The organism is Virgibacillus ainsalahensis (assembly GCF_055380755.1).
Map to the genome: position 1 here is coordinate 1790568 of NZ_AP043943.1, position 19653 is coordinate 1810220.

Here is a 19653-nt window from a genome sequence, read left to right on the forward strand (position 1 = left end):
CTCCCTACTCTTCATAAACATATTTTAATGCATCTTCAGCCTTTGCATATGCAGCATTTTCGGCGTAATCGGTTGCCTCATTTACAATCGTTGCAGTTTCATCGTTTAATGTTTTCTCTATTTCGTCCGTTAAAATTCCATTCTCTTTCAAATAAGCTGCAAACGTAATAATGGAATCCTTTTTCTTCGCTTCTTCTACCTCATCGCTCTTGCGATACTGCCGATCGTCATCATCACTGGAATGTGCAGTAAATCGATAGGTGACCGCTTCAATCAACGTCGGACCGTCTCCATTTACAGCTCGTTCTCTAGCAGCTTTTACAACTTCATAAACGGCCAGCGGGTCATTCCCATCAACTTTGTATCCCGGCATGCCATAGCTCGTCGCACGATCCGCAACAGTTTCACTTGCCAATTGTTTTTCCACATGAACTGAGATCGCATACTTATTATTCTCAACCATTGTAATAACAGGTAACTTATGAACACCCGCAAAATTCAAGCCTTCATGAAAATCACCCTGGTTTGATGACCCTTCGCCTAAAGTAGTCAGTGAAACAAAGTCTTTTCTTTCCATCTTAGCAGCTAGTGCTATACCTACAGCGTGAGGCAGTTGCGTAGTAACCGGTGAAGAACCAGTAAGTATCCTGTTTTTCTTTTGCCCAAAATGTCCAGGCATCTGCCTTCCACCGGAATTAGGATCTTCTGCTTTTGCAAAACTTGAAAGCATCAGTTCTTTTGCTGTCATACCAAATGCCAGAACAACTCCCATATCACGATAATATGGAGCAACATAATCTTTCTCCAGGTTCATAGCGAATGATGCTCCCACTTGAGCGGCTTCCTGGCCTTGACATGAAATAACAAACGGTATCTTCCCAGCGCGGTTTAACAGCCACATTCTTTCATCTAACTTTCTTGCCAAGAACATCGTTTTGAACATTTTCAGAGCCTGCTCATCTGATAACCCAAGTGTTTCATGACGATTTGTTGGCATAACAAAGTCCCTCCCTTTTCTTATCCATGAATCTGTTTACCTTCCACAGCCAGCGCTGCTTCACCCATTATTTCTGATATTGTGGGGTGTGGATGAATGGTTTCCGCTAATTCCCACGGTGTAGCATCAAGCACTTTTGCAAGTCCTGCTTCAGATATCATATCTGTGACATGAGGCCCGACCATATGAACACCGAGTAAATCTTCTGTTTTTTTATCAGCTATTATTTTTACAAATCCGTCCGTTTCACCATAGACAAGCGCTTTTCCAATTGCTTTGAATGGAAAAATACCAATTTTAACTTCAAACTCCTTTTCTCTTGCTTGTTTCTCAGTTAAACCTACGCTGGCAACTTCAGGATTTGAATAGATACATGATGGAACATTCGCATAATCGATTGGTTCTGGATTTTTATCAGCCATATGTTCGACTGCCACAATCCCCTCGTGGGAGGCAACATGAGCCAGTTGCATACCTCCAATCACATCACCTATCGCATAAATATGAGTTTCTTTTGTCTGGAAGAACTGATTTGTCAGAATAAAGTTTTTCTCGACGACAATATCCGTGTTCTCTATTCCGATATTTGTTGTATTTGCTTCACGACCAACGGATACTAACAGTTTTTCAGCATGGAATGTTTCATTCTTTCCATTTATTACAGCTTCAATCGTTACATTATTTTCTGTAGAAAGTGTTTCCGTTAAGAGTTTTGCCTTTTTAACAAAGGTAATCCCTTTCTTCACCAACAGTTTTTCAACTTCAGTTGCTACTGCTTCATCTTCTGATGGCAAAATTCGATCCAAATATTCTACCACAGTTACTTCCACACCAAAATCAGCCAACATGGAGGCCCATTCGATTCCAATTACTCCACCTCCGATGATTAGCATGGATGTTGGTAATTCTTCCATATTTAAAGCTTCGTCAGAGTTCATTACGTTTATTCCATCAATTTCCAATCCCGGGAGTGACTTCGGTCTGGAACCGGTAGCGATCAATACATTCTTAGGAACAAGCATTGTATTTTCATCACCATTATCGTACTCGATCGAAATTGTACCAGGCATTGGAGAAAAGATACTTGGCCCGAGGATACGTCCGAATCCATAATAAACATCTATTTTTCCTTTTTTCATTAATCCTTGAACACCTTGATGTAGTGTATGGACAATGTCTTCTTTTCTTTTCTGTACCTTGCTAAAATTTAATACAGCACCTTCCGTATCTATGCCAAAATGACTTGACTCTTTTGTTTGCCGGTAGACCTCTGCACTTCTTAACAAGGCTTTTGATGGAATGCACCCTCGATGCAGACAGGTACCCCCGAGATCTTCTTTTTCAACAATAGCAACCTGCATTCCCAATTGCGTGGCACGAATTGCAGCGACATAACCCCCGGTACCACCACCGAGTATTACCAGATCATAGTCTTTTGTCATATGTAATAAGCTCCTTTATGAATTAATATTACGGGTATATTTTAACTTTTTCTTGATCACGTAATACCCTTAAAGCCCCTTCATTCAATGCCTGTAATTCATCTTCACCTGGATAGACAAGTATATCAGCTATCCATTTTACACGTTTGGTTATCTTATCAACAAATGATTTAGAGTAAGCAAGTTCCCCAGTTAATACAATCGCATCTACTTTTCCCGATAACACCGAACTCATTGAGCCAATTTCTTTAGCAATCTGATAGGCCATTGCATCATATACAATTGCTGCATTAGGATTTCCTTTTTTGTTTCTTCCCTCTATTTCACTACCATCATTTGTATGAAGATATGCACTTAAACCGCCACGGCCAACTATCTTTCTCATGATTTCCTTCTGAGAGTACAAACCGGAAAAGCAGAGTGAAACTAAATCCCCGGCCGGGACAGTTCCTGCACGTTCCAGAGAGAAAGGACCGTCTCCATGAAGACCGTTGTTCACATCAATCACTTTTCCGTGTTTGTGAGCACCAACTGTAATCCCATCACCCATATGTGTAATAATCATGTTTAAATGATTGTATTCTTCTTTTAATTCATGTGCAGCTTTTCTTGCAGCTGCTTTTTGATTTAAGGTATGAAAAATACTTTTTCGAGGGATTTCTGGGAATCCTGAAAATCTGGCTAACTCCTCCAGTTCATCCACCACAACTGGATCAGTGATATATGCAGGAATATTCAAGCTATAGGCAATCTCATATGCTAAAATACCTCCTAGATTGGAAGGATGTTCCCCATTATGATTGCTACTTTTTAAATCGTTCAGCATTGATTGATTTACCTCATACGTTCCACCTTCAATCGGTTTTAACAGTCCACCCCTGGCGCAGACTGCACTTAGTTTGGAGATATTAATACCTACGTAATTCAAATATTCCAGAATTACGTTTTTACGAAAATGGTTTTGGTCTACAATTCGCTTAAAAGGCTCTAAATCATCCAAATGGTGTTGGATTGTTTTCTCGAATATACATACTTCTTCATTATAGATCCCAATTTCAGTCGTTGTCCTCCCGGGATTAATAACCAGAATACGATGGTACTGCAATTTACTGACCTCCGTTGTAAATGTCGACTATTTTCTTCTGCTTAGGATATGATGGCCATTTAGAAGAAATTGATTTCTGGATTTTCTTACAGACTCAATTCTTTCCTCTGCCATCCGATTAGCTGCAACATATGAAGGAATTTGGTCACGCCGGGAAATTTCAAATACTCTATTTAAACTGTCATAAATTGTTTCAACTTTTCTCATAGCCCTCTCCTGATTATAACCATCTAATTCATCAGCAACATTTATTACACCACCAGAATTAATGACATAATCCGGTGCGTAGACAATCCCTTTTTCATGGATAATATCACCATGTTCAGATGATTTTAGCTGGTTGTTTGCTGACCCTGCAATCACTTTCGCCTTCAATCTTGAAATGGTATCATGATTTATCGTAGCTCCGAGTGCACATGGGGAATAAATGTCACAATCAACATCATAGATCGCATCCGGCTCGCAAGCCTTTGCTCCAAAAGCTTCCACAGCACGATTTACTGCTTCTTTATTGATATCTGAAACAATTAGGTTCGCCCCCTCTTGATTCAAATACTCACATAGTTTATAAGCCACACTCCCGACACCTTGAATAGCAATTGTTTTCCCCTCCAACGAATCGTCACCATATGCTTCTTTTGCAGCTGCTTTCATCCCGCGGTAAACACCATAGGCCGTCACAGGAGAAGGGTCACCAGATGAACCGGAATCTGCTGAAACGCCCGTCACGAAATCTGTTTCCATATGAATCAACCCCATGTCATTTACGGTAGTTCCTACATCTTCTGCAGTGATATAGCGGCCATTAAGCCCTTGTATATATCGGCCGAATGCTCGGAACATTTCTGGATTTTTATCTTTTTTAGGGTCTCCCATAATCACCGTTTTTCCCCCGCCTAAGTTCAGCCCTGCAGCCGCATTTTTATATGTCATTCCCTTCGCTAACCGTAACGCATCTTCAATTGCTTCTTCCTCCGTATCGTATGTCCACATTCTTGTACCGCCTAAAGCTGGCCCTAAAGTTGTGTCATGAATTGCAATAATTGCTTTTAATCCTGAATTTTTATCTTGACATATTACCATCTGTTCATAATCATATTCTTCCATATAAGTAAAAATTTCCATATCTATTCCTCCTTGTTATTTATCTTAATCTTTCGATGAAATCTGGAATTAATTGACGATCCAGACGCCCCACTAATTAATAATTGAACCAAAAGGAAAAAATCAGCCAATATAATATAGAACATAAAACGTCCCCGATAAAAATTCCTTTCGTTAATTATATAGCAAAACCCATGCCAATTCCCACATCATGAAAGCGCTTTATTATATTGTGGTTCCCCTATGCAAATTGTTGCAATCATGCAGATTATTGCATGCTATTCTTATCTATATTGTACTTCTGCATCTTATAGTAAAGATTTCGTATCGATATATTCAATACGTGAGCAGTTTTGGTTTTATTGAAGTTGTTTTTTTGGTATACATCAGAGATAAATTCTTTCTCATATTTTTCCACTGCATTTTGCAGGTTTGTTTCTGTATTTGGCGATGGATTATCACAGGTCTTTTTAGCAGTTGAATAATATTTGAGATCAGGTAGATGCTTTTTCCTAATCATTTCTTCATTCATATCCATGTATATCATCGCACGGCCAATAACGTTTTCCAATTCTCTAATATTACCAGGCCAATGATATGTCTGAAGATAATTTAAAGCCTCGTCATCAATAAAATGGACATTTCTTCCATAGTCTTCATTGATTTTTGGAATAATATGGCCAATCAAATCAGACAAATCAATCAAACGTTCCTGTAAAGGCGGTATAAAAATTGGCAAACGATTTAACCGGTAATACAAATCTTCCCGGAAAGTCTTATTCATTATAGCTTTTTCCAAGTTAATATTTGTAGCTGCAATAATACGCACATCTAACGAAACAGGCTCTGTACCACCGACGCGGACAATTTCATTTTCCTGTAAAACACGAAGCAATTTTGCCTGCATTTTTAAAGAGAGTTCGCCGATTTCATCCAAAAAGACACTCCCCATATTCGCTTCTTCAAACAGCCCTCTTTTTCCTCCATGCTTTGCTCCTGTGAATGCACCTTCCTCATAGCCAAAAAGTTCACTTTCTAAAATGGATTCTGCAATAGCTGCACAATTAACCCTAATAAATTTATTGTGTTTCCGGTCACTTTCATTATGAATTGCATGGGCAAAAAGCTCTTTTCCTGTTCCGGAACCCCCTCGCAAAAGGACTGTGGCTGGAGTTCTGGCACCTACTTTAGCTTGTCCCAATGCTAATTTCATCTCAGGGGAGGATCCAATAATATCATTGAATGTATATTTCGCTTCCAAATTACGAATAATTTGCCTGGCTTGTTTTAGTTCATTGGTCAGGGATTGTATTTCGGAAACATCATGTAATACACCCACACTCCCTTTTAATCTTCCATCAACGATGACAGGTGCCACATTGACAACTACTTCTTTTCTCCCTCTTCCCAGTTTCATACGCACACCACGAACTGGTCTTCGAGTCTGCAACACCTTCATATGCATGCTTTCGCCTTCGGAAATATCTGTGGTAGCAGGACGCCCAATGATGTCACTTTCTTTAAGCCCGGTTATTCGAGTATAAGCAGGGTTGATTATAAGACCATTTCCATTTTCGTCAGCAACACTTATAGCATCATCAGAAGAGTGGATAATGGCTTCCAGCATTGTCTTTATTTCTTTTAAATCCGTATTTTCTTCTGCCAAATTCATGACTTCTGTTATATCTTTAAAAACAGCAAATGCGCCAACTAAATGATTTTCCGAATCGATTATAGGAATTCTTGTTGTTATCACTTTTTTTCCATTTTCCAGAAATAATTTTTGATTTATTTCTTTTCTTTCACTACGAAGAACATGTGGCAATCTTGTATCCGGGATGACTTCTTTAATGTTTTTCCCTTCAAACTCTTTTTTTGCACGGCCAACAATTCTTTCAGCACTTTTATTGACAAATTGAACCATATCCTGATGGTTGATTACAATCATACCGTCACGAATGTTATTTAAAACCAGATGCTGATTATTCATTTGGTGTTTAATTTGACTCAATAAGTTTTCTTTCTCCTCAATTAATTCGGAAATGATGTATGCCACGGAGCCGGGGATAATAACTGTACTTCTGTTCCTTTTTTTAATCAAATCGCTCAGAACATCCTCACTTCCGGTTGCTTCAACAATTATGTCCGTACCATCTATCCACTCCCGCCAATCGGTATCTGTTGGAATACCGTATTTTTCCGCTATACCTAAGCCGGCTGCCTCTTTATTATGATCAATAACAGCAATAATTTTCATTCGTTTTGTAGCATATAAAATCCTCAAAAGTGCTGTTCCGCCTCTACCTGCTCCGACAATCAGTACGCGTTTCATTCCATCCCACCTTGCACTTTTTTGCATGCTTTTATCATACGATATTGTGCATTTATTAGCAAACGCCTGATTCGTTCCTATTTAAAATATTTTTTGTTATAATTAAAGAACCTTTATACAGTAAGAGAGGATAGACTATGATCAGAATTATTGCCGTATCACTATTATTAATTCCCGGAATCATTGCAGCAATTGGAATTAAGCTCATGCGCGATACATTATTCGATGACTTTCACCCAATTTTTCTGCATGAAGGCATTCAGTTTATTGCCGGCGGGTTACTTTTCCTCGGAGGAGTTGCATTTATAGCTGGTTTCATCGTATATCGTGACAGAAAAAAGCAACAATACAGAAAACAAAATAATCAACTTAAAAAAAAGATGGAAAATTAAATTCCATCTTTTTTTCGCCCCCTTTAATGAAGGAATTAAATAATAAAGGAATTTTCAAGTGGCAGATAAGGCAGGTTTTCTTGCTATCGCTTAAACTAGATTGAAATGTATGTTATGATGTAAAAATAAAAATGTAAAAATAAAAATATTCAGGGGGATTTTTGATGAAAGTAGCAAAATTTGGAGGTAGTTCGGTTGCTAATGCAATCCAGTTAAGAAAAGTTGGAGATATTATTCAATCAGATGAAAGGCGTAAATTTATAGTCGTTTCCGCTCCAGGTAAAAGACACAAGGAGGATTTTAAAGTTACAGATAGCCTGATACAGTTAGGGGACGCTTTTAAAAACAATAAGCCCTACGACGCATATTTAAAAGTTGTATTGGAGCGATTTGAAGAAATTATTAACGACCTGGAACTTTCTCATTCTATTTTAGAAGATATTGAAGGTTCCATTCATTCAACCTTAAAAAGTGAGCGTTCATTGGAATTAAAACTGGATGCATTAAAAGCTGTCGGAGAGGATAGTTCCGCTAAGATACTGAGCGCACATTTAAATTCAATTGGAGTAGATGCAAGTTACATAAATCCACAAGATGCTGGAATCATTGTCAGTAATGAACCTGGCAACGCACATATCCTACCCGAAAGTTTCCAGAAAATTTATGCGTTGCGTGAACAACAAGGGATTCTTGTTATTCCAGGTTTCTTTGGATATACCGAGGCTGGTGAGTTGATGACTTTTTCCAGAGGAGGTTCAGATATAACCGGATCAATTATTGCGGCAGGAATTGAAGCTGATTTGTATGAAAACTTTACAGATGTGGATTCTGTATTTACGGTTAACCCGACCCTTGTGGAAAATCCTAAAGAAATAACCACATTAACATATGAAGAAATGCGCGAATTGTCCTATGCTGGATTTTCGGTGTTTCACGATGAAGCCTTAATACCTGCTTTTAAACAAGGTATACCAGTCCAAATCAAAAACACAAATAATCCAAAAGCTACGGGCACAAATATCGTAGCGGATAAGCAGGAAAGTGAAAAATGCGTAGTCGGGATTGCAAGTGACACCGGTTTCTGCAGTATATATGTCAGTAAATATTTAATGAACAGGGAAGTTGGTTTTGGACGAAAATTATTTCAGATTCTTGAGGATGAAGGGATATCATTTGAGCATGCTCCATCTGGAATAGATGATATGTCCATTATTATCCGTGAGGAATTCTTAACACCTGAAAAAGAAAATCATATCATTGAACGGATTAAAAATGAACTAAATCCGGAGAAAGTAGATATACACCGTGATTTAGCGATGATTATGGTGGTCGGTGAAGGGTTAGTAAGCACGATCGGTATAGCTCAAAGAGCGGCTACAGCAATTTCTACCGCAAATGTAAATATTGAAATGATTAATCAGGGATCATCTGAAGTTTCGATGATGTTTGGTATCGAAGCAGAAGGGCTACAGCGTGCGCTTCAGTCATTATATACTGCTTTCTTTGAATAAAATCAAAAGCGCATGGAAGCTGTGTCAGATAATCTAATTTAATTATTTCATGCCATAATTATAGACTTTCTTATTTTGTACCAAATAATATACCTGTATACGTAAAACTTTCGTATACAGGTATATTATTTTATTTTTGGTTACGTATTAGCTCGCTCTGTGTTCAAGCCTTAGTCTGTCAGCGACCATCGCTATGAACTCACTGTTAGTTGGCTTCGCTTTTGATATATTTACGGTGTAGCCGAATAACGCTGAAATGGAATCGATGTTTCCTCTGCTCCACGCAACCTCTATCGCATGTCGAATTGCCCTTTCTACACGAGATGCTGTTGTATTAAATTTTTTGGCAATATCAGGATAAAGCACTTTTGTTACAGATCCTAAAAGTTCGATATCATTATATACCATTGTAATTGCCTCCCGCAGATACATATATCCTTTTATATGGGCGGGCACGCCAATCTCATGAATGATATTTGTAATGCTTGCCTCAATATCTTTTACTTGCTTTTCTTTTCGGCCGACATTTCTTGTGCCCGTAGATATTGCATTACTTCCTTTTACCTGACGGATCTGATCAGCAAGGTTATCTAAATCAAACGGTTTAAGAATAAAATAGGAAGCCCCTAAAGCAACCGCCTTTTTCATGACCTCTTCCTGTCCGAAAGCGGTCAGCATAATAACATTTGGAACACTTTTTCTTTCAGTTGATCTCAATGTATTTAAAACCGCCAGCCCATCAATATGAGGCATTATAATATCTACTACTAATACATCAGGTTCCAAATCCTCCATCATGGTTAAACAATCTCTGCCATTATATGCTGTTCCAATAACTTCAATGTCCTCTTGATCATCAAAGTAGTCCTCCATTAATTGTACCAATTCCTTATTGTCATCGACTAAACAAACTGAGATTTTATCCAATAAAAAAATCCTCCTTTTATGTAATATTGTCAATTATCCACTTTACCTATTCAACAAAAGTTTGGTATATCCTTCTTTTTTTGAAAAAACTTTATGTTTTTCAAGGATATCGTTATTTTCCTCCTTAATCCGCCTAATTTCGATAATGTTTGAAAAAACAAAAGTTGTTTTGTCGAAAAATATTTCTAATTAGATTGTATCACAATTTTTCGATAATTAAACATTGAAATTTTATATTTTTTTGACAAATTTAAGTATTGATTATTTTAAATCATAAAGTAGAATCAAAGCTCGAGGCGCCTTGACCCTAATGCAAGAGGAAGCTCGACTAAGAATCACATCCGTTGCAACGCCGAACTGCGATAAAGTTATGGCGCATTTTACATCTTTTGTGTAAAAGCAACAAGTCTTTTCGATGGGACGAGTAATCGCAGTCCCAAGTCTTTTCGATGGGACGAGTAATCACAGTCCCAAATCTTTTCGGTGGGACGAGTAATCGCAGTCCCCCAAATCTTTTCTGTGGTGAAAGCTGATGCCGGCATGCTCTTAGCCGCCATATTGGTTTCTTAACTGCTAAAAAAGACTTGCAATGGAAAATCTATCCATAGCAAGTCTTCTTGTTAGCCAGCTTTATTTTCTTCATAAATATCTATTCCGGCCTCTTGCAACATCCACTCAATGTGAACACCATATCCTGATGTTGGATCATTAACAAATACATGTGTAACTGCTCCAATAATTTTCCCATTTTGAATAATCGGACTTCCGCTCATTCCTTGAACAATACCGCCTGTTTCCTCGAGCAATTCAGGGTCTGTTATTTGAACCACCATACCTTTTGTAGCCGGGAATTTTTGCGGAACACTACTCACTACTTCGACTTCAAATTCCTCCACTTCTTCGTCATTCACCACAGTTAAAATTTTTGCCGGCCCTTCCTCTACTTCATGCGACATTGCAATAGGTAAAGGCTCATCATAGCTTCCATTGTTAATGGGATTGTTTAATTTTCCGAAGATACCAAACGGACTGTTTTTTGTAATCGTTCCAATCTCATTTTCAGCTAACGAAAAATCCGCTTGTTTTTCTCCAGGTGTTCCATTGTTTCCCTTTTCTATAGATGTTACAGAAGATTTAACGATTGTTCCGTCGTTGATTTCAATTGGCTTCTTTGTATCCATATCTGAAATAACATGCCCCAACGCTCCGTAATTATTTGATTCAGGGTCATGAAAAGTCATCGTTCCAATTCCAGCAGCCGAGTCCCTGATATAGATTCCGATTTTATAATCCTTTTCTTTCTTATCCAACACTGGCTGAAGCACTGTTTCAATCGTCTCTTCTCCTCTTTTAATTGTTACTTGTAATTTTTCACCTTGTTCCCCTGCCTCTTCTACTAAGGGTTTGACTTCCTCCAGCTCTTTTATTTCTTCACCATTTATTTTTTCGATAATATCTCCAACCTTTATCTCTGCATCTTCGCCTGGTGATTCAGCTCCATTTTCACCATTAACACGATGATGACCAACTACTAGAACTCCCATTGTATTCAGTTGAACACCGATGGATTGCCCTCCAGGAATTACTTTTACGTCATCCAATACAGATAAGTTCACTTTTTTTACTGGAAGACCGGCTAATTCATAAATCAATTCGCTTTCACCGGGCTCATTTGCATAAAATGAAGAAGAATCGATTGCCTGAATATTTTCATCTGTCGTATTGATTTCTACACTCTTCCCTAAAGCTGGTACCTCTATTGGGGTTTGATTATCAAAGGTTACAATGTCAGTAGGAATGGAGATGTACTTTTGAATCGGGGCAAAAAAAGGAACAGCCAATAACACCATCAAGAGTAAAACACCTGTATAAATACGCAGGTTATTATTTTGTCTCTTTTTCACTCATTTCACTCTCCTCGTTCCTTACCCATACCAATTTTTATTTCTGTATTTCTAATTTGACCTAATGCATGGTGTTTTAAACTGGTGAAACTTAAGAAAGATGTGTAACATTTCCTTTTATAAAATGATTATAGAAGGTATAATCACCGATATAATAAGAACAAGGACATAAAATATGTTCTCAAATAAAAAAAACCAGATATACTATATTCTGGCTTTTTACATTATTTTATCCATGTATTTTGTACTTAAATGTTGAGGCTAAATCAAGAAGTTCTTTTGCATGGTCTTTTGCAGTTTCAGTTAACTTCGTCCCAGTTATCATTCTGCTTAGTTCTTCGATCTGTTCAACCTCTGATAATTCTGAAACGATGGTAGCTGTTCGTTTATTTTTTTCTTTTTTCTCAATAAATTTATGAATGTCGGCCATTGCCGCAACTTGTGGTAAATGGGTAATACATAACACCTGCGACCCACTGGATATTTGAACGATTTTTTCGGCAATTGCTTGTGCTACACGTCCACTGACGCCAGTATCAACTTCATCAAAAATAACACTGGTAATGCCTTGATGTTGTGCGAAGATTTTTTTTAAAACCAGCATGATTCTGGAGAGTTCCCCGCCGGAAGCTATTTTATTTAATTCTTTCAATGGCTCTCCTGGGTTTGTGGAAATTAAAAAGCGAATGCGATCCATCCCGTTTTTGTGCAGATCGGTTATGGCGTTTTCAAAATCCGGCTCATTATTAAAAGAAATAGAGAAAGTGGCTTTTTCCAAATATAGCGTTTGTAATTCACGGTGAACATCTTCTGTTAATGACTCCGCCGCTTTTATTCGGATATCATGTAGTTGTTTCGCTTCAAGGTATGCGTCTTTGCTTAGTTCATTTATCTGGTCGGTTAAATTTGTTAAGTGTGAATCTTTATTCTTAATTTCATCTATCTCTTCTTCGATTTTCGCCATATATTCAAGTATTTCATTTACGGTGGGGCCATATTTTTTCTTTAATCTGTTTATTTCATTCAGACGGGCTTCTACTTCATTTAGACGTTCCGGATTATATTGCAGGGTTTCAATCTGGTTACGTAACTCATAGGATAGTTCTTCCAGCGCAAAGTAATTATTTGAGACTTCCTCTGCTTTTTGAGCAATAAAATCATCATAATTCTTATTATCCTGTAATGCCAACTGTGCTTTATTTAACCAATCAAGCCCTTTTTGTTCCCCATATAAGGAATTGTAGGCATCGTACAAACCTTTATATATCCGTTCATAATTAGCTAAAGAATTTCTCTCCTCTTCCAGGATTACATCTTCATCGGGAACTAAATTAGCCTGTTCTAATTCATTCATTTGAAATTCCAATAAATCCAAGCGATGTGCCATTTCCTGTTCATTTTCGCTTAATTTTTTATATCGGCTTTTAAGCGTGGATAATTTATTAAATAAATATGTAAATTCACCTTTGGCTTTTGGGATTAATTTTGGTTCATAAAGATCCAATAATTCTATATGGCTTTCCGGATCCATGAGTGACTGCGTTTCATGCTGACTGTGTATATCAATTAATGTCTTTCCAAATTCCCGTAAAATAGCCAGTGTCACTAATTTGCTGTTTACTCTGCAAATACTTTTTCCATTTCCGGTTATTACGCGTTGTAAAACAACCTGTTCATCTTGTATTTCGATACCGTACTGTTCGCATTTTTCGTAAATCGGATGGTCTCCGCGTTCAATCGAAAATAATCCTTCGATTTCTGCTTTTTTGGCTCCATGTCTGACAAACTCTACAGACCCGCGGCCGCCTGCCAAAAGCTGAACTGCATCGATAATAATCGATTTCCCAGCTCCTGTTTCACCGGTTAAAACGGTCAGTCCTTCATTAAAAGTAATTGCTATCTCATCAATAATAGCAAAATCGCGAATAGACAATTCTGTTAGCATGTTAGCATTCACCTCTAAACGTTGAAAAGTTACAGCATTTGCAAAAAGCGGTCTTTAATTTCCTGTGTATCTTCTTCTGTTCTACAAATAATTAAACAAGTGTCATCCCCACATATTGTCCCCATTATTTCTTCCCAATTTAAGTTATCGATTAATGCACCTACCGCATGTGCGTTTCCAGGTAAGGTATTTAAAACAATAAAGTGACTGGCATGATCAATTTTCACAAATGCATCCATAATTAACCGTTTCAGTTTTTCTAAAGGATTAAATCGCTGATCTGCTGGCAGGCTATACTTATATTTTCCATTTGTAGTAGAAGGGACTTTAACGAGGTGCAACTCTTTTATATCACGGGAAACCGTTGCTTGTGTCACATTATAGCCAAGGTTTTTCAAAAGTTCCACAAGCTCATCTTGTGTATCAATTTCGTTATCTGTAATCAATTCACGTATTTTAATATGGCGCTGAATTTTACTCATAAGATCACCCCCGCTCTCTGCAAATTATCATTAAAGTAACCGTTGCTTGTGTTGTTCTAATTACTTAGCTGATTTCAACTCATCATGAGCTTCCTCAACTATTTTCTCCAATGCAGCCTTTGTAAACTTATCTCCCCTATTTTCCTTTTTCCAGCCAAGATGTGCAAGGAATTCAATATTTCCGTCTCCGCCGGTTATAGGGGAATGTGTTAGGCCAAATAGTTCATATCCTTCAATTTCTGCAAATGCAATAATTTGTTCCAACACATCATAATGAACAGTCTTGTCACGTATAATGCCTTTAGCACCAACTTGTTCCCGATTTGCTTCAAATTGTGGTTTAATTAAAACAATAACGTCACTATCAGAAGCTAATAAATGTTTTAGAACAGGAAGTATTTTTTTTAAGGAAATAAAAGATACATCAATGAATGCCATGTCAGGTATTCCGTGTAAAAGCATATCAGGCGTAACATAACGAAAGTTTGTACGTTCCATCACAATGACACGGTTATCATTTCTCAGTTTCCAATCCAGTTGATTATAACCGACATCTATCGCATAACTGAGCTTGGCACCATTTTTTAGAGCGCAATCAGTAAATCCGCCGGTTGATGAACCTATATCTACTACCGTTTTACCCTCTGCAGATACCGCAAATGTTTGTAAAGCCTTCTCCAGCTTCAGCCCCCCACGGCCCACATAAGGAATGCTTTTACCTTTAATGGAAAGAGGCATACTCTCATCTATTTTCATACCCGGTTTATCCATACGTGTTTGTTCTGAAAAAACCAACCCGGCCATTATAAAGCGCTTGGCTTTTTCATTTGTTTCTGCTAACTTTCGTTCGACTAAAAGCTCATCCAGACGTTTTTTACCCATTCTATCTTTTCCTTTGTGTCATCCTTTAGATGAATTTTTTGTATTCTCCATACGTTTTTTATTATACGTTGGAAAAATGCGTATTTTAAGTTTATTTTCTGTTAAAGCGATGATTTTACCAACAAAAAATATTATATTTGTTGAGGAATGAATTGCCAAAGTTTTACCGACTGCCTTTCCTCCAACTGTCAGCGCGGCAACAAAGCTCGTCAAGGCTGTAGACAGAACAAGCTGTAAAGAGGATCCTTCCCCATCACCGAATATATTTGCTATTTGCAAGACCACGATAGCACTGGCTGTACCACTGACAATACCCGATATATCTCCAATTACATCATTACAAAAACTGGCAAACCTATCTGCATTTCTTGTAATTATAACAGCTTCCCTGGCACCAGTAACTTTTTCCGCTGCCATTGCGTGGAATGGTTTTTCATCTGCAGCAGTAGCTGCTATTCCCAGCATATCAAATACAACGCCAATTAATACAATGATCAAAACTATAAATAAACCAACAATCCACATCACATCATTTAAGATAGATGAAGACACAACTGAAAAAATAGCCGCTAACACAAAAGTGATAACGGCAATGGTTAAACTAAATTTTAGTGATTTCTTAAGTTTGTTATCCATGATCAACCTCGAGTTAAAATTATGTAAGGGGGAATGGTCATTTAAATAGTTAAAACTGCGGCTTAGGTCCAGTAGGTTTTCCCAAACAGATACCCCATGTTGCCATGCAGGCGGTTCCCCTTTAAATCCATCTGAACTCCGTCTCCGGAAGCTCGACTGGATTACCACTTAGTCCACACTATAATCCCATTTAAATGTCATGGAACAGTCTAGGAGATTTCCTCCACAGCCTTTAACCGTCTCCTAGCCTCTTTTGCAGTGTTGATTTCATAGAGATAGAAATAGTCATTCCAGTGGCCACCTGAATCTGACATTTTTAGACTCTAATCCCCTCAACACCACTCAAGGCAGGCTACGCTGCCAACAAGGCTATCCCTTTCCTTGCTGCGCAGGTTCATACCCCATTCCATAATGTTTCCTAGGCTTAGTCAACACGACAGAGATGGGCCTCCGCGGAAATCGGGTCAACGCCCACATGCCTTTGTGGATCGCCCGATAACCTTAACTCCCAGCATAGACCCAAGGCTGGGCGCCTCAAGCCTACACAAGGAACTTCATCGATATGCCCTTTGGCGGATTTTTAGGCCCGCCTTCAGAAACGGAGGACTGACTAGAATACTGCACCATTCCCCTATTAATTATATTATAACATATTTCATGAAACAGTTCTATAAAACATTAATGATCCCGTTGACCGAAATATTCCGTCAATTCGCTAAGATAAGAATTTTGTGCATCTGCTTGAATTAATGCCTCTTTTGCAAACCTAACATATTTATTTTTTTGCTCTATTGCACCTTCCAAACCGAGTAATTTGGGATACGTGCTTTTCTCATTACTTTCATCACTGCCTATGGATTTACCAATTTTACTCTCATCGCCTGTAATATCAAGGATATCATCCTGAACCTGAAAAATTAAGCCTAAATAATAGGCAAATTGTTGCAGGTGCTTCAACTGTTCTTTTGATGCACCACCCAGAAAAGCACCTGCGAATACAGCAAATCTTAATAACCTGCCCGTTTTCAATGCATGGATGCTTTCCAGCTGTTTAATTGTAACCGGTTTGTTTTCCGCTTCCATATCTAATAGTTGTCCCCCGACCATTCCTGCAGGTCCACTCGAATGTGACAACATTTTAATCAGTTCTACTTTTTGTCTGTCCTCTAACATTGGGTCATTCGATATGATTTCAAAACTATATGTTAAAAGGGCGTCCCCTGCCAAAATAGCTGTTGCTTCATCAAAAACGATATGATTTGTCGGCTTTCCTCTGCGTAAGTCGTCATCATCCATTGCAGGAAGATCATCATGGATTAAGGAATATGTATGAACCATCTCTAAAGCGACTGCTGAGGAGAGAACTTTGCTGACATTCTCTGCATACGTTTCATAACTCGCCAATATTAATATCGGCCGGAGTCTTTTCCCACCTACATCCATTGAATAAAGCATAGATTTTTTTAGATTTTCAGGAATATCCAGTATCTGGAGATGTTTGCTTATCTCTTCGTGGATCAGATTTTTATGATTATTGATATATGTTGCAAGAGTTTCTTCCACTCTATTCTTCCTCCTGTATGTCAAACTGTTCCAAATCTCCTTGTTCATTCATAATTTTCGTCATTTTGGTTTGGACACTATTCAGTTTATCATTACACAATTTTGTAAGGACCATTCCTTCTTGATAATAATTAATCGCTTTCTCCAGCGGAACGTCTGCTTCTTCCAATTTCCCAACAATTTCCTCCAGTTTTCTCATCGCTTCTTCAAAACTCATTTCTTCTTCAGCCATTATTAACCTCCTCTACATCCAATACTCGGCAACTCAGATTACCATCGGTTAAACTGACAGTAATTACATCTTTTTCTTGCACTTGCTTTCTAGTTCGAATAATATCCCCATCTGATGTATAAGGTAAGGCAAAGCCCCGTTTCATCGTTTCCAGGGGGTTTAATAAATTTAATTTATCTACGGCTTGAGCCAGGCGCATTGTATTTCGTTCAACAGTTTGTGCCATATAGTTATTTTGTTGTTTTGTCAGTTGAATTAGCTGTCTTTTTGATTCGTGTAATTGTTTTTTGGGGTGCTGCGTTAATAATCGCTTATGCAGATTAGCATATGCTTTATCCTTTTGATCTGCATGGTTCATAACCGCTCTTTGGAGACTCTCCACATGTTTATCCAGTTCCTGTTCTTTTTGTTTAACAAGCTGTTCAGGATAACGAAAGGCATAAGAATGTTTAATCTGTTGAAGGTTCTGATTGAATTTTGTGATTAATGTATTCAATTCTTTCGTTAATGTACGATTAAGTGAATTGACTCTTTCTGTCAGTTCCATTTGTGAAGGTACAGCAAGTTCCGCTGCTCCGGTCGGTGTAGGCGCTCTGAGGTCTGCAATATAATCGCTTATGGTAGTATCTGTTTCATGCCCAACTGCAGAAATGACAGGAATATGGGAGTGAAAAATAGCACGTGCTACCCGCTCATCATTAAACCCCCATAATTCCTCGATCGATCCACCCCCACGCCCCAATATTAGAACATCAAAACTTCCATTTTCATTCGCTATTTCAATTGCATTCTTTATTGATACCGGTGCATTTTCCCCTTGTACGAGAACAGGTATTACTGTCCGATCCACAATCGGATATCTCCTTTTTATTGTCGTCAGGATATCACGTACCGCAGCACCAGTCGGGGAAGTGATGATACCTATGTGTTTTGGATATAAAGGGATTTCTTTTTTATGGATATCATCGAATAATCCCTGTTTACTCAACTTCTCTTTTAACTGTTCAAATGCTAAATAAAGAGAGCCAATTCCATCAGGTTCCATTTGTTGAACATATAATTGGTATTGGCCATATGGCTCAAAAACACTAATTTCTCCTCTAATCAACACATTCATCCCGTTTTCGGGGATGAATTTAAGATATCGATTACTACCGGCGAACATTACTGCCTGGATTCGGGAATGTTTATCTTTTATCGTCATATACATATGACCACGGCTGTGGTGTTTAAAATTGGAAATTTCCCCTTTAAGCCATATTGTTCGTAAATGAGGGTCTGTATCAAATTTGCGTTTAATATATTTTGTCAATGCAGTGACAGTCAGATAATTATCCTTCACTTTTCAGACAGTCCTTTGGCAGCCTTTATCGTATTTTTTAATAACATGGTTATCGTCATAGGACCTACCCCTCTTGGAACCGGAGTAATATAAGCTACTTTTTCTTTGGCACGATCGAAATCTACATCTCCAGTTAACGATCCATCTTCCAGGCGGTTAATTCCCACATCAACCACGACTGCCCCTTGTTTAAGATAGCTCTCGTCAAGCGCGTTCGGTTTACCAACAGCTGCAATCAGAATATCAGCATCTAATGTGAATTTTTTTAAATCTTCTGTCTTGGAATGACAATATGTAACAGTGGCATTTTCATTAAGCAATAATTGTCCCACTGGCTTTCCGACTATGTTACTCCTGCCAATAATGACAGCATGCTTTCCTTCGATTTCGATATCTTTTGATTTAAGCATGGTGATGATGCCATAAGGAGTACATGGAAGAAATGTATCTTCCCCAGTCATCATTCGTCCGATATTAACCGGATGAAACCCATCCACATCCTTTTCTGGATCAATTGCAACGATAACATGCTCTTCTTTGATATGATCCGGCAGGGGTAGCTGAACAAGAATACCATGAACAGAAGAATTATGATTAAGTTCTTCAATTAATTGAAGCAGCTGATCTTCAGATGTTGAAGCTGGTAACTCAATAAGTTCAGAAGAAATTCCAACTTCATCGGACGCCTTTTGCTTTCCCTTAACATAAGACTTTGATGCTGGGTTGTCCCCTACGATTACAACAGTTAAATGTGGTATTAAACCACTATTATTTTTTAACTGCAGTACTTCCTCCTTCATCTCTTGCTTTAGTGTATGTGCTAATTCCTTACCATTAATGATTTCAGCCGACAAAAT

At 38.1% G+C, this 19653-nt stretch carries 17 protein-coding genes; 2 read left to right on the top strand and 15 right to left on the bottom strand.

What is annotated here, in order from left to right; all coding sequences use genetic code 11:
* Positions 1-4: 4 nt before the first annotated feature.
* The 5 genes from ACZ427_RS08620 to ACZ427_RS08640 form a co-directional block, all read right to left on the bottom strand.
* The gene (locus ACZ427_RS08620; protein ID WP_461177790.1) at positions 5-997 is read right to left on the bottom strand and encodes a thiamine pyrophosphate-dependent dehydrogenase E1 component subunit alpha; all 993 of its coding nucleotides are present in this window, start codon (positions 995-997) and stop codon (positions 5-7) included.
* Between the two features lie 20 nt (positions 998-1017).
* Positions 1018-2439 carry a dihydrolipoyl dehydrogenase gene (lpdA, locus tag ACZ427_RS08625; protein ID WP_461177789.1) on the bottom strand — a complete coding sequence of 474 codons (1422 nt, stop codon included), beginning with the start codon at positions 2437-2439 and terminating at the stop codon, positions 1018-1020.
* 28 nt (positions 2440-2467) lie between these two features.
* On the bottom strand, positions 2468-3544 hold the full coding sequence (buk, locus tag ACZ427_RS08630; RefSeq protein ID WP_461177788.1) for a butyrate kinase: 1077 nt from the start codon (positions 3542-3544) through the stop codon (positions 2468-2470).
* A 27-nt stretch (positions 3545-3571) separates the two neighbouring features.
* Positions 3572-4669: a Glu/Leu/Phe/Val family dehydrogenase gene (locus ACZ427_RS08635; RefSeq protein WP_461177787.1), complete on the bottom strand. Its 1098-nt coding sequence runs from the start codon at positions 4667-4669 to the stop codon at positions 3572-3574.
* 247 nt (positions 4670-4916) lie between these two features.
* Positions 4917-6980, bottom strand: a complete 2064-nt coding sequence (locus ACZ427_RS08640; protein ID WP_461177786.1) for a sigma-54 interaction domain-containing protein — start codon at positions 6978-6980, stop codon at positions 4917-4919.
* Between the two features lie 137 nt (positions 6981-7117).
* On the opposite strand from ACZ427_RS08640, the gene ACZ427_RS08645 reads away from it, so the two are divergent.
* Positions 7118-7372, top strand: coding sequence for a DUF2627 family protein (locus tag ACZ427_RS08645; protein WP_461177785.1), 255 nt, complete (start codon positions 7118-7120; stop codon positions 7370-7372).
* A gap of 164 nt (positions 7373-7536) precedes the next feature.
* A complete protein-coding gene (locus ACZ427_RS08650) occupies positions 7537-8883 on the top strand; it encodes an aspartate kinase (RefSeq protein ID WP_461177784.1) in 1347 nt (448 codons plus the stop codon).
* 147 nt (positions 8884-9030) lie between these two features.
* Here ACZ427_RS08650 and spo0A read toward each other — a convergent pair whose 3' ends face one another.
* From spo0A to folD, 10 genes are all read right to left on the bottom strand, one after another.
* Positions 9031-9810 (bottom strand): sporulation transcription factor Spo0A, encoded by a 780-nt coding sequence (gene spo0A, locus ACZ427_RS08655; RefSeq protein WP_461177783.1) that lies wholly within the window; start codon positions 9808-9810, stop codon positions 9031-9033.
* Between the two features lie 620 nt (positions 9811-10430).
* Positions 10431-11714, bottom strand: coding sequence for a SpoIVB peptidase (spoIVB, locus tag ACZ427_RS08660; RefSeq protein WP_461177782.1), 1284 nt, complete (start codon positions 11712-11714; stop codon positions 10431-10433).
* 229 nt (positions 11715-11943) lie between these two features.
* Positions 11944-13659 (bottom strand): DNA repair protein RecN, encoded by a 1716-nt coding sequence (recN, locus tag ACZ427_RS08665; RefSeq protein ID WP_461177781.1) that lies wholly within the window; start codon positions 13657-13659, stop codon positions 11944-11946.
* Between the two features lie 29 nt (positions 13660-13688).
* A complete protein-coding gene (gene ahrC / locus ACZ427_RS08670; RefSeq protein ID WP_461177780.1) occupies positions 13689-14141 on the bottom strand; it encodes a transcriptional regulator AhrC/ArgR in 453 nt (150 codons plus the stop codon).
* A 60-nt stretch (positions 14142-14201) separates the two neighbouring features.
* On the bottom strand, positions 14202-15023 hold the full coding sequence (locus ACZ427_RS08675; RefSeq protein WP_461177779.1) for a TlyA family RNA methyltransferase: 822 nt from the start codon (positions 15021-15023) through the stop codon (positions 14202-14204).
* A gap of 18 nt (positions 15024-15041) precedes the next feature.
* The gene (locus ACZ427_RS08680; RefSeq protein ID WP_461177778.1) at positions 15042-15659 is read right to left on the bottom strand and encodes a CNNM metal transporter family protein; all 618 of its coding nucleotides are present in this window, start codon (positions 15657-15659) and stop codon (positions 15042-15044) included.
* A gap of 678 nt (positions 15660-16337) precedes the next feature.
* The gene (locus ACZ427_RS08685) at positions 16338-17222 is read right to left on the bottom strand and encodes a polyprenyl synthetase family protein (RefSeq protein ID WP_461177777.1); all 885 of its coding nucleotides are present in this window, start codon (positions 17220-17222) and stop codon (positions 16338-16340) included.
* A gap of 1 nt (position 17223) precedes the next feature.
* Positions 17224-17454, bottom strand: a complete 231-nt coding sequence (xseB, locus tag ACZ427_RS08690) for an exodeoxyribonuclease VII small subunit (RefSeq protein ID WP_461177776.1) — start codon at positions 17452-17454, stop codon at positions 17224-17226.
* Positions 17447-18796, bottom strand: coding sequence for an exodeoxyribonuclease VII large subunit (gene xseA / locus ACZ427_RS08695; protein WP_461177775.1), 1350 nt, complete (start codon positions 18794-18796; stop codon positions 17447-17449). The genes xseB and xseA overlap by 8 nt, the downstream gene beginning before the upstream one ends.
* Complete coding sequence (gene folD, locus ACZ427_RS08700) at positions 18793-19650, bottom strand: bifunctional methylenetetrahydrofolate dehydrogenase/methenyltetrahydrofolate cyclohydrolase FolD (RefSeq protein WP_461177774.1); 858 nt, start codon at positions 19648-19650, stop codon at positions 18793-18795. The genes xseA and folD overlap by 4 nt, the downstream gene beginning before the upstream one ends.
* Between the last annotated feature and the right edge of the window lie 3 nt (positions 19651-19653).

Bases quoted from the DNA above. Each gene is read 5' to 3' on its own strand.
- ACZ427_RS08620 (WP_461177790.1), bottom strand. From the start codon at position 997: ATGCCAACAAATCGTCATGAAACACTTGGGTTATCAGATGAGCAGGCT.
- lpdA (WP_461177789.1), bottom strand. From the start codon at position 2,439: ATGACAAAAGACTATGATCTGGTAATACTCGGTGGTGGTACCGGGGGT.
- ACZ427_RS08635 (WP_461177787.1), bottom strand. From the start codon at position 4,669: ATGGAAATTTTTACTTATATGGAAGAATATGATTATGAACAGATGGTA.
- ACZ427_RS08640 (WP_461177786.1), bottom strand. From the start codon at position 6,980: ATGAAACGCGTACTGATTGTCGGAGCAGGTAGAGGCGGAACAGCACTT.
- ACZ427_RS08645 (WP_461177785.1), top strand. From the start codon at position 7,118: ATGATCAGAATTATTGCCGTATCACTATTATTAATTCCCGGAATCATT.
- ACZ427_RS08650 (WP_461177784.1), top strand. From the start codon at position 7,537: ATGAAAGTAGCAAAATTTGGAGGTAGTTCGGTTGCTAATGCAATCCAG.
- recN (WP_461177781.1), bottom strand. From the start codon at position 13,659: ATGCTAACAGAATTGTCTATTCGCGATTTTGCTATTATTGATGAGATA.
- ahrC (WP_461177780.1), bottom strand. From the start codon at position 14,141: ATGAGTAAAATTCAGCGCCATATTAAAATACGTGAATTGATTACAGAT.
- ACZ427_RS08675 (WP_461177779.1), bottom strand. From the start codon at position 15,023: ATGGGTAAAAAACGTCTGGATGAGCTTTTAGTCGAACGAAAGTTAGCA.
- ACZ427_RS08680 (WP_461177778.1), bottom strand. From the start codon at position 15,659: ATGGATAACAAACTTAAGAAATCACTAAAATTTAGTTTAACCATTGCC.
- xseB (WP_461177776.1), bottom strand. From the start codon at position 17,454: ATGGCTGAAGAAGAAATGAGTTTTGAAGAAGCGATGAGAAAACTGGAG.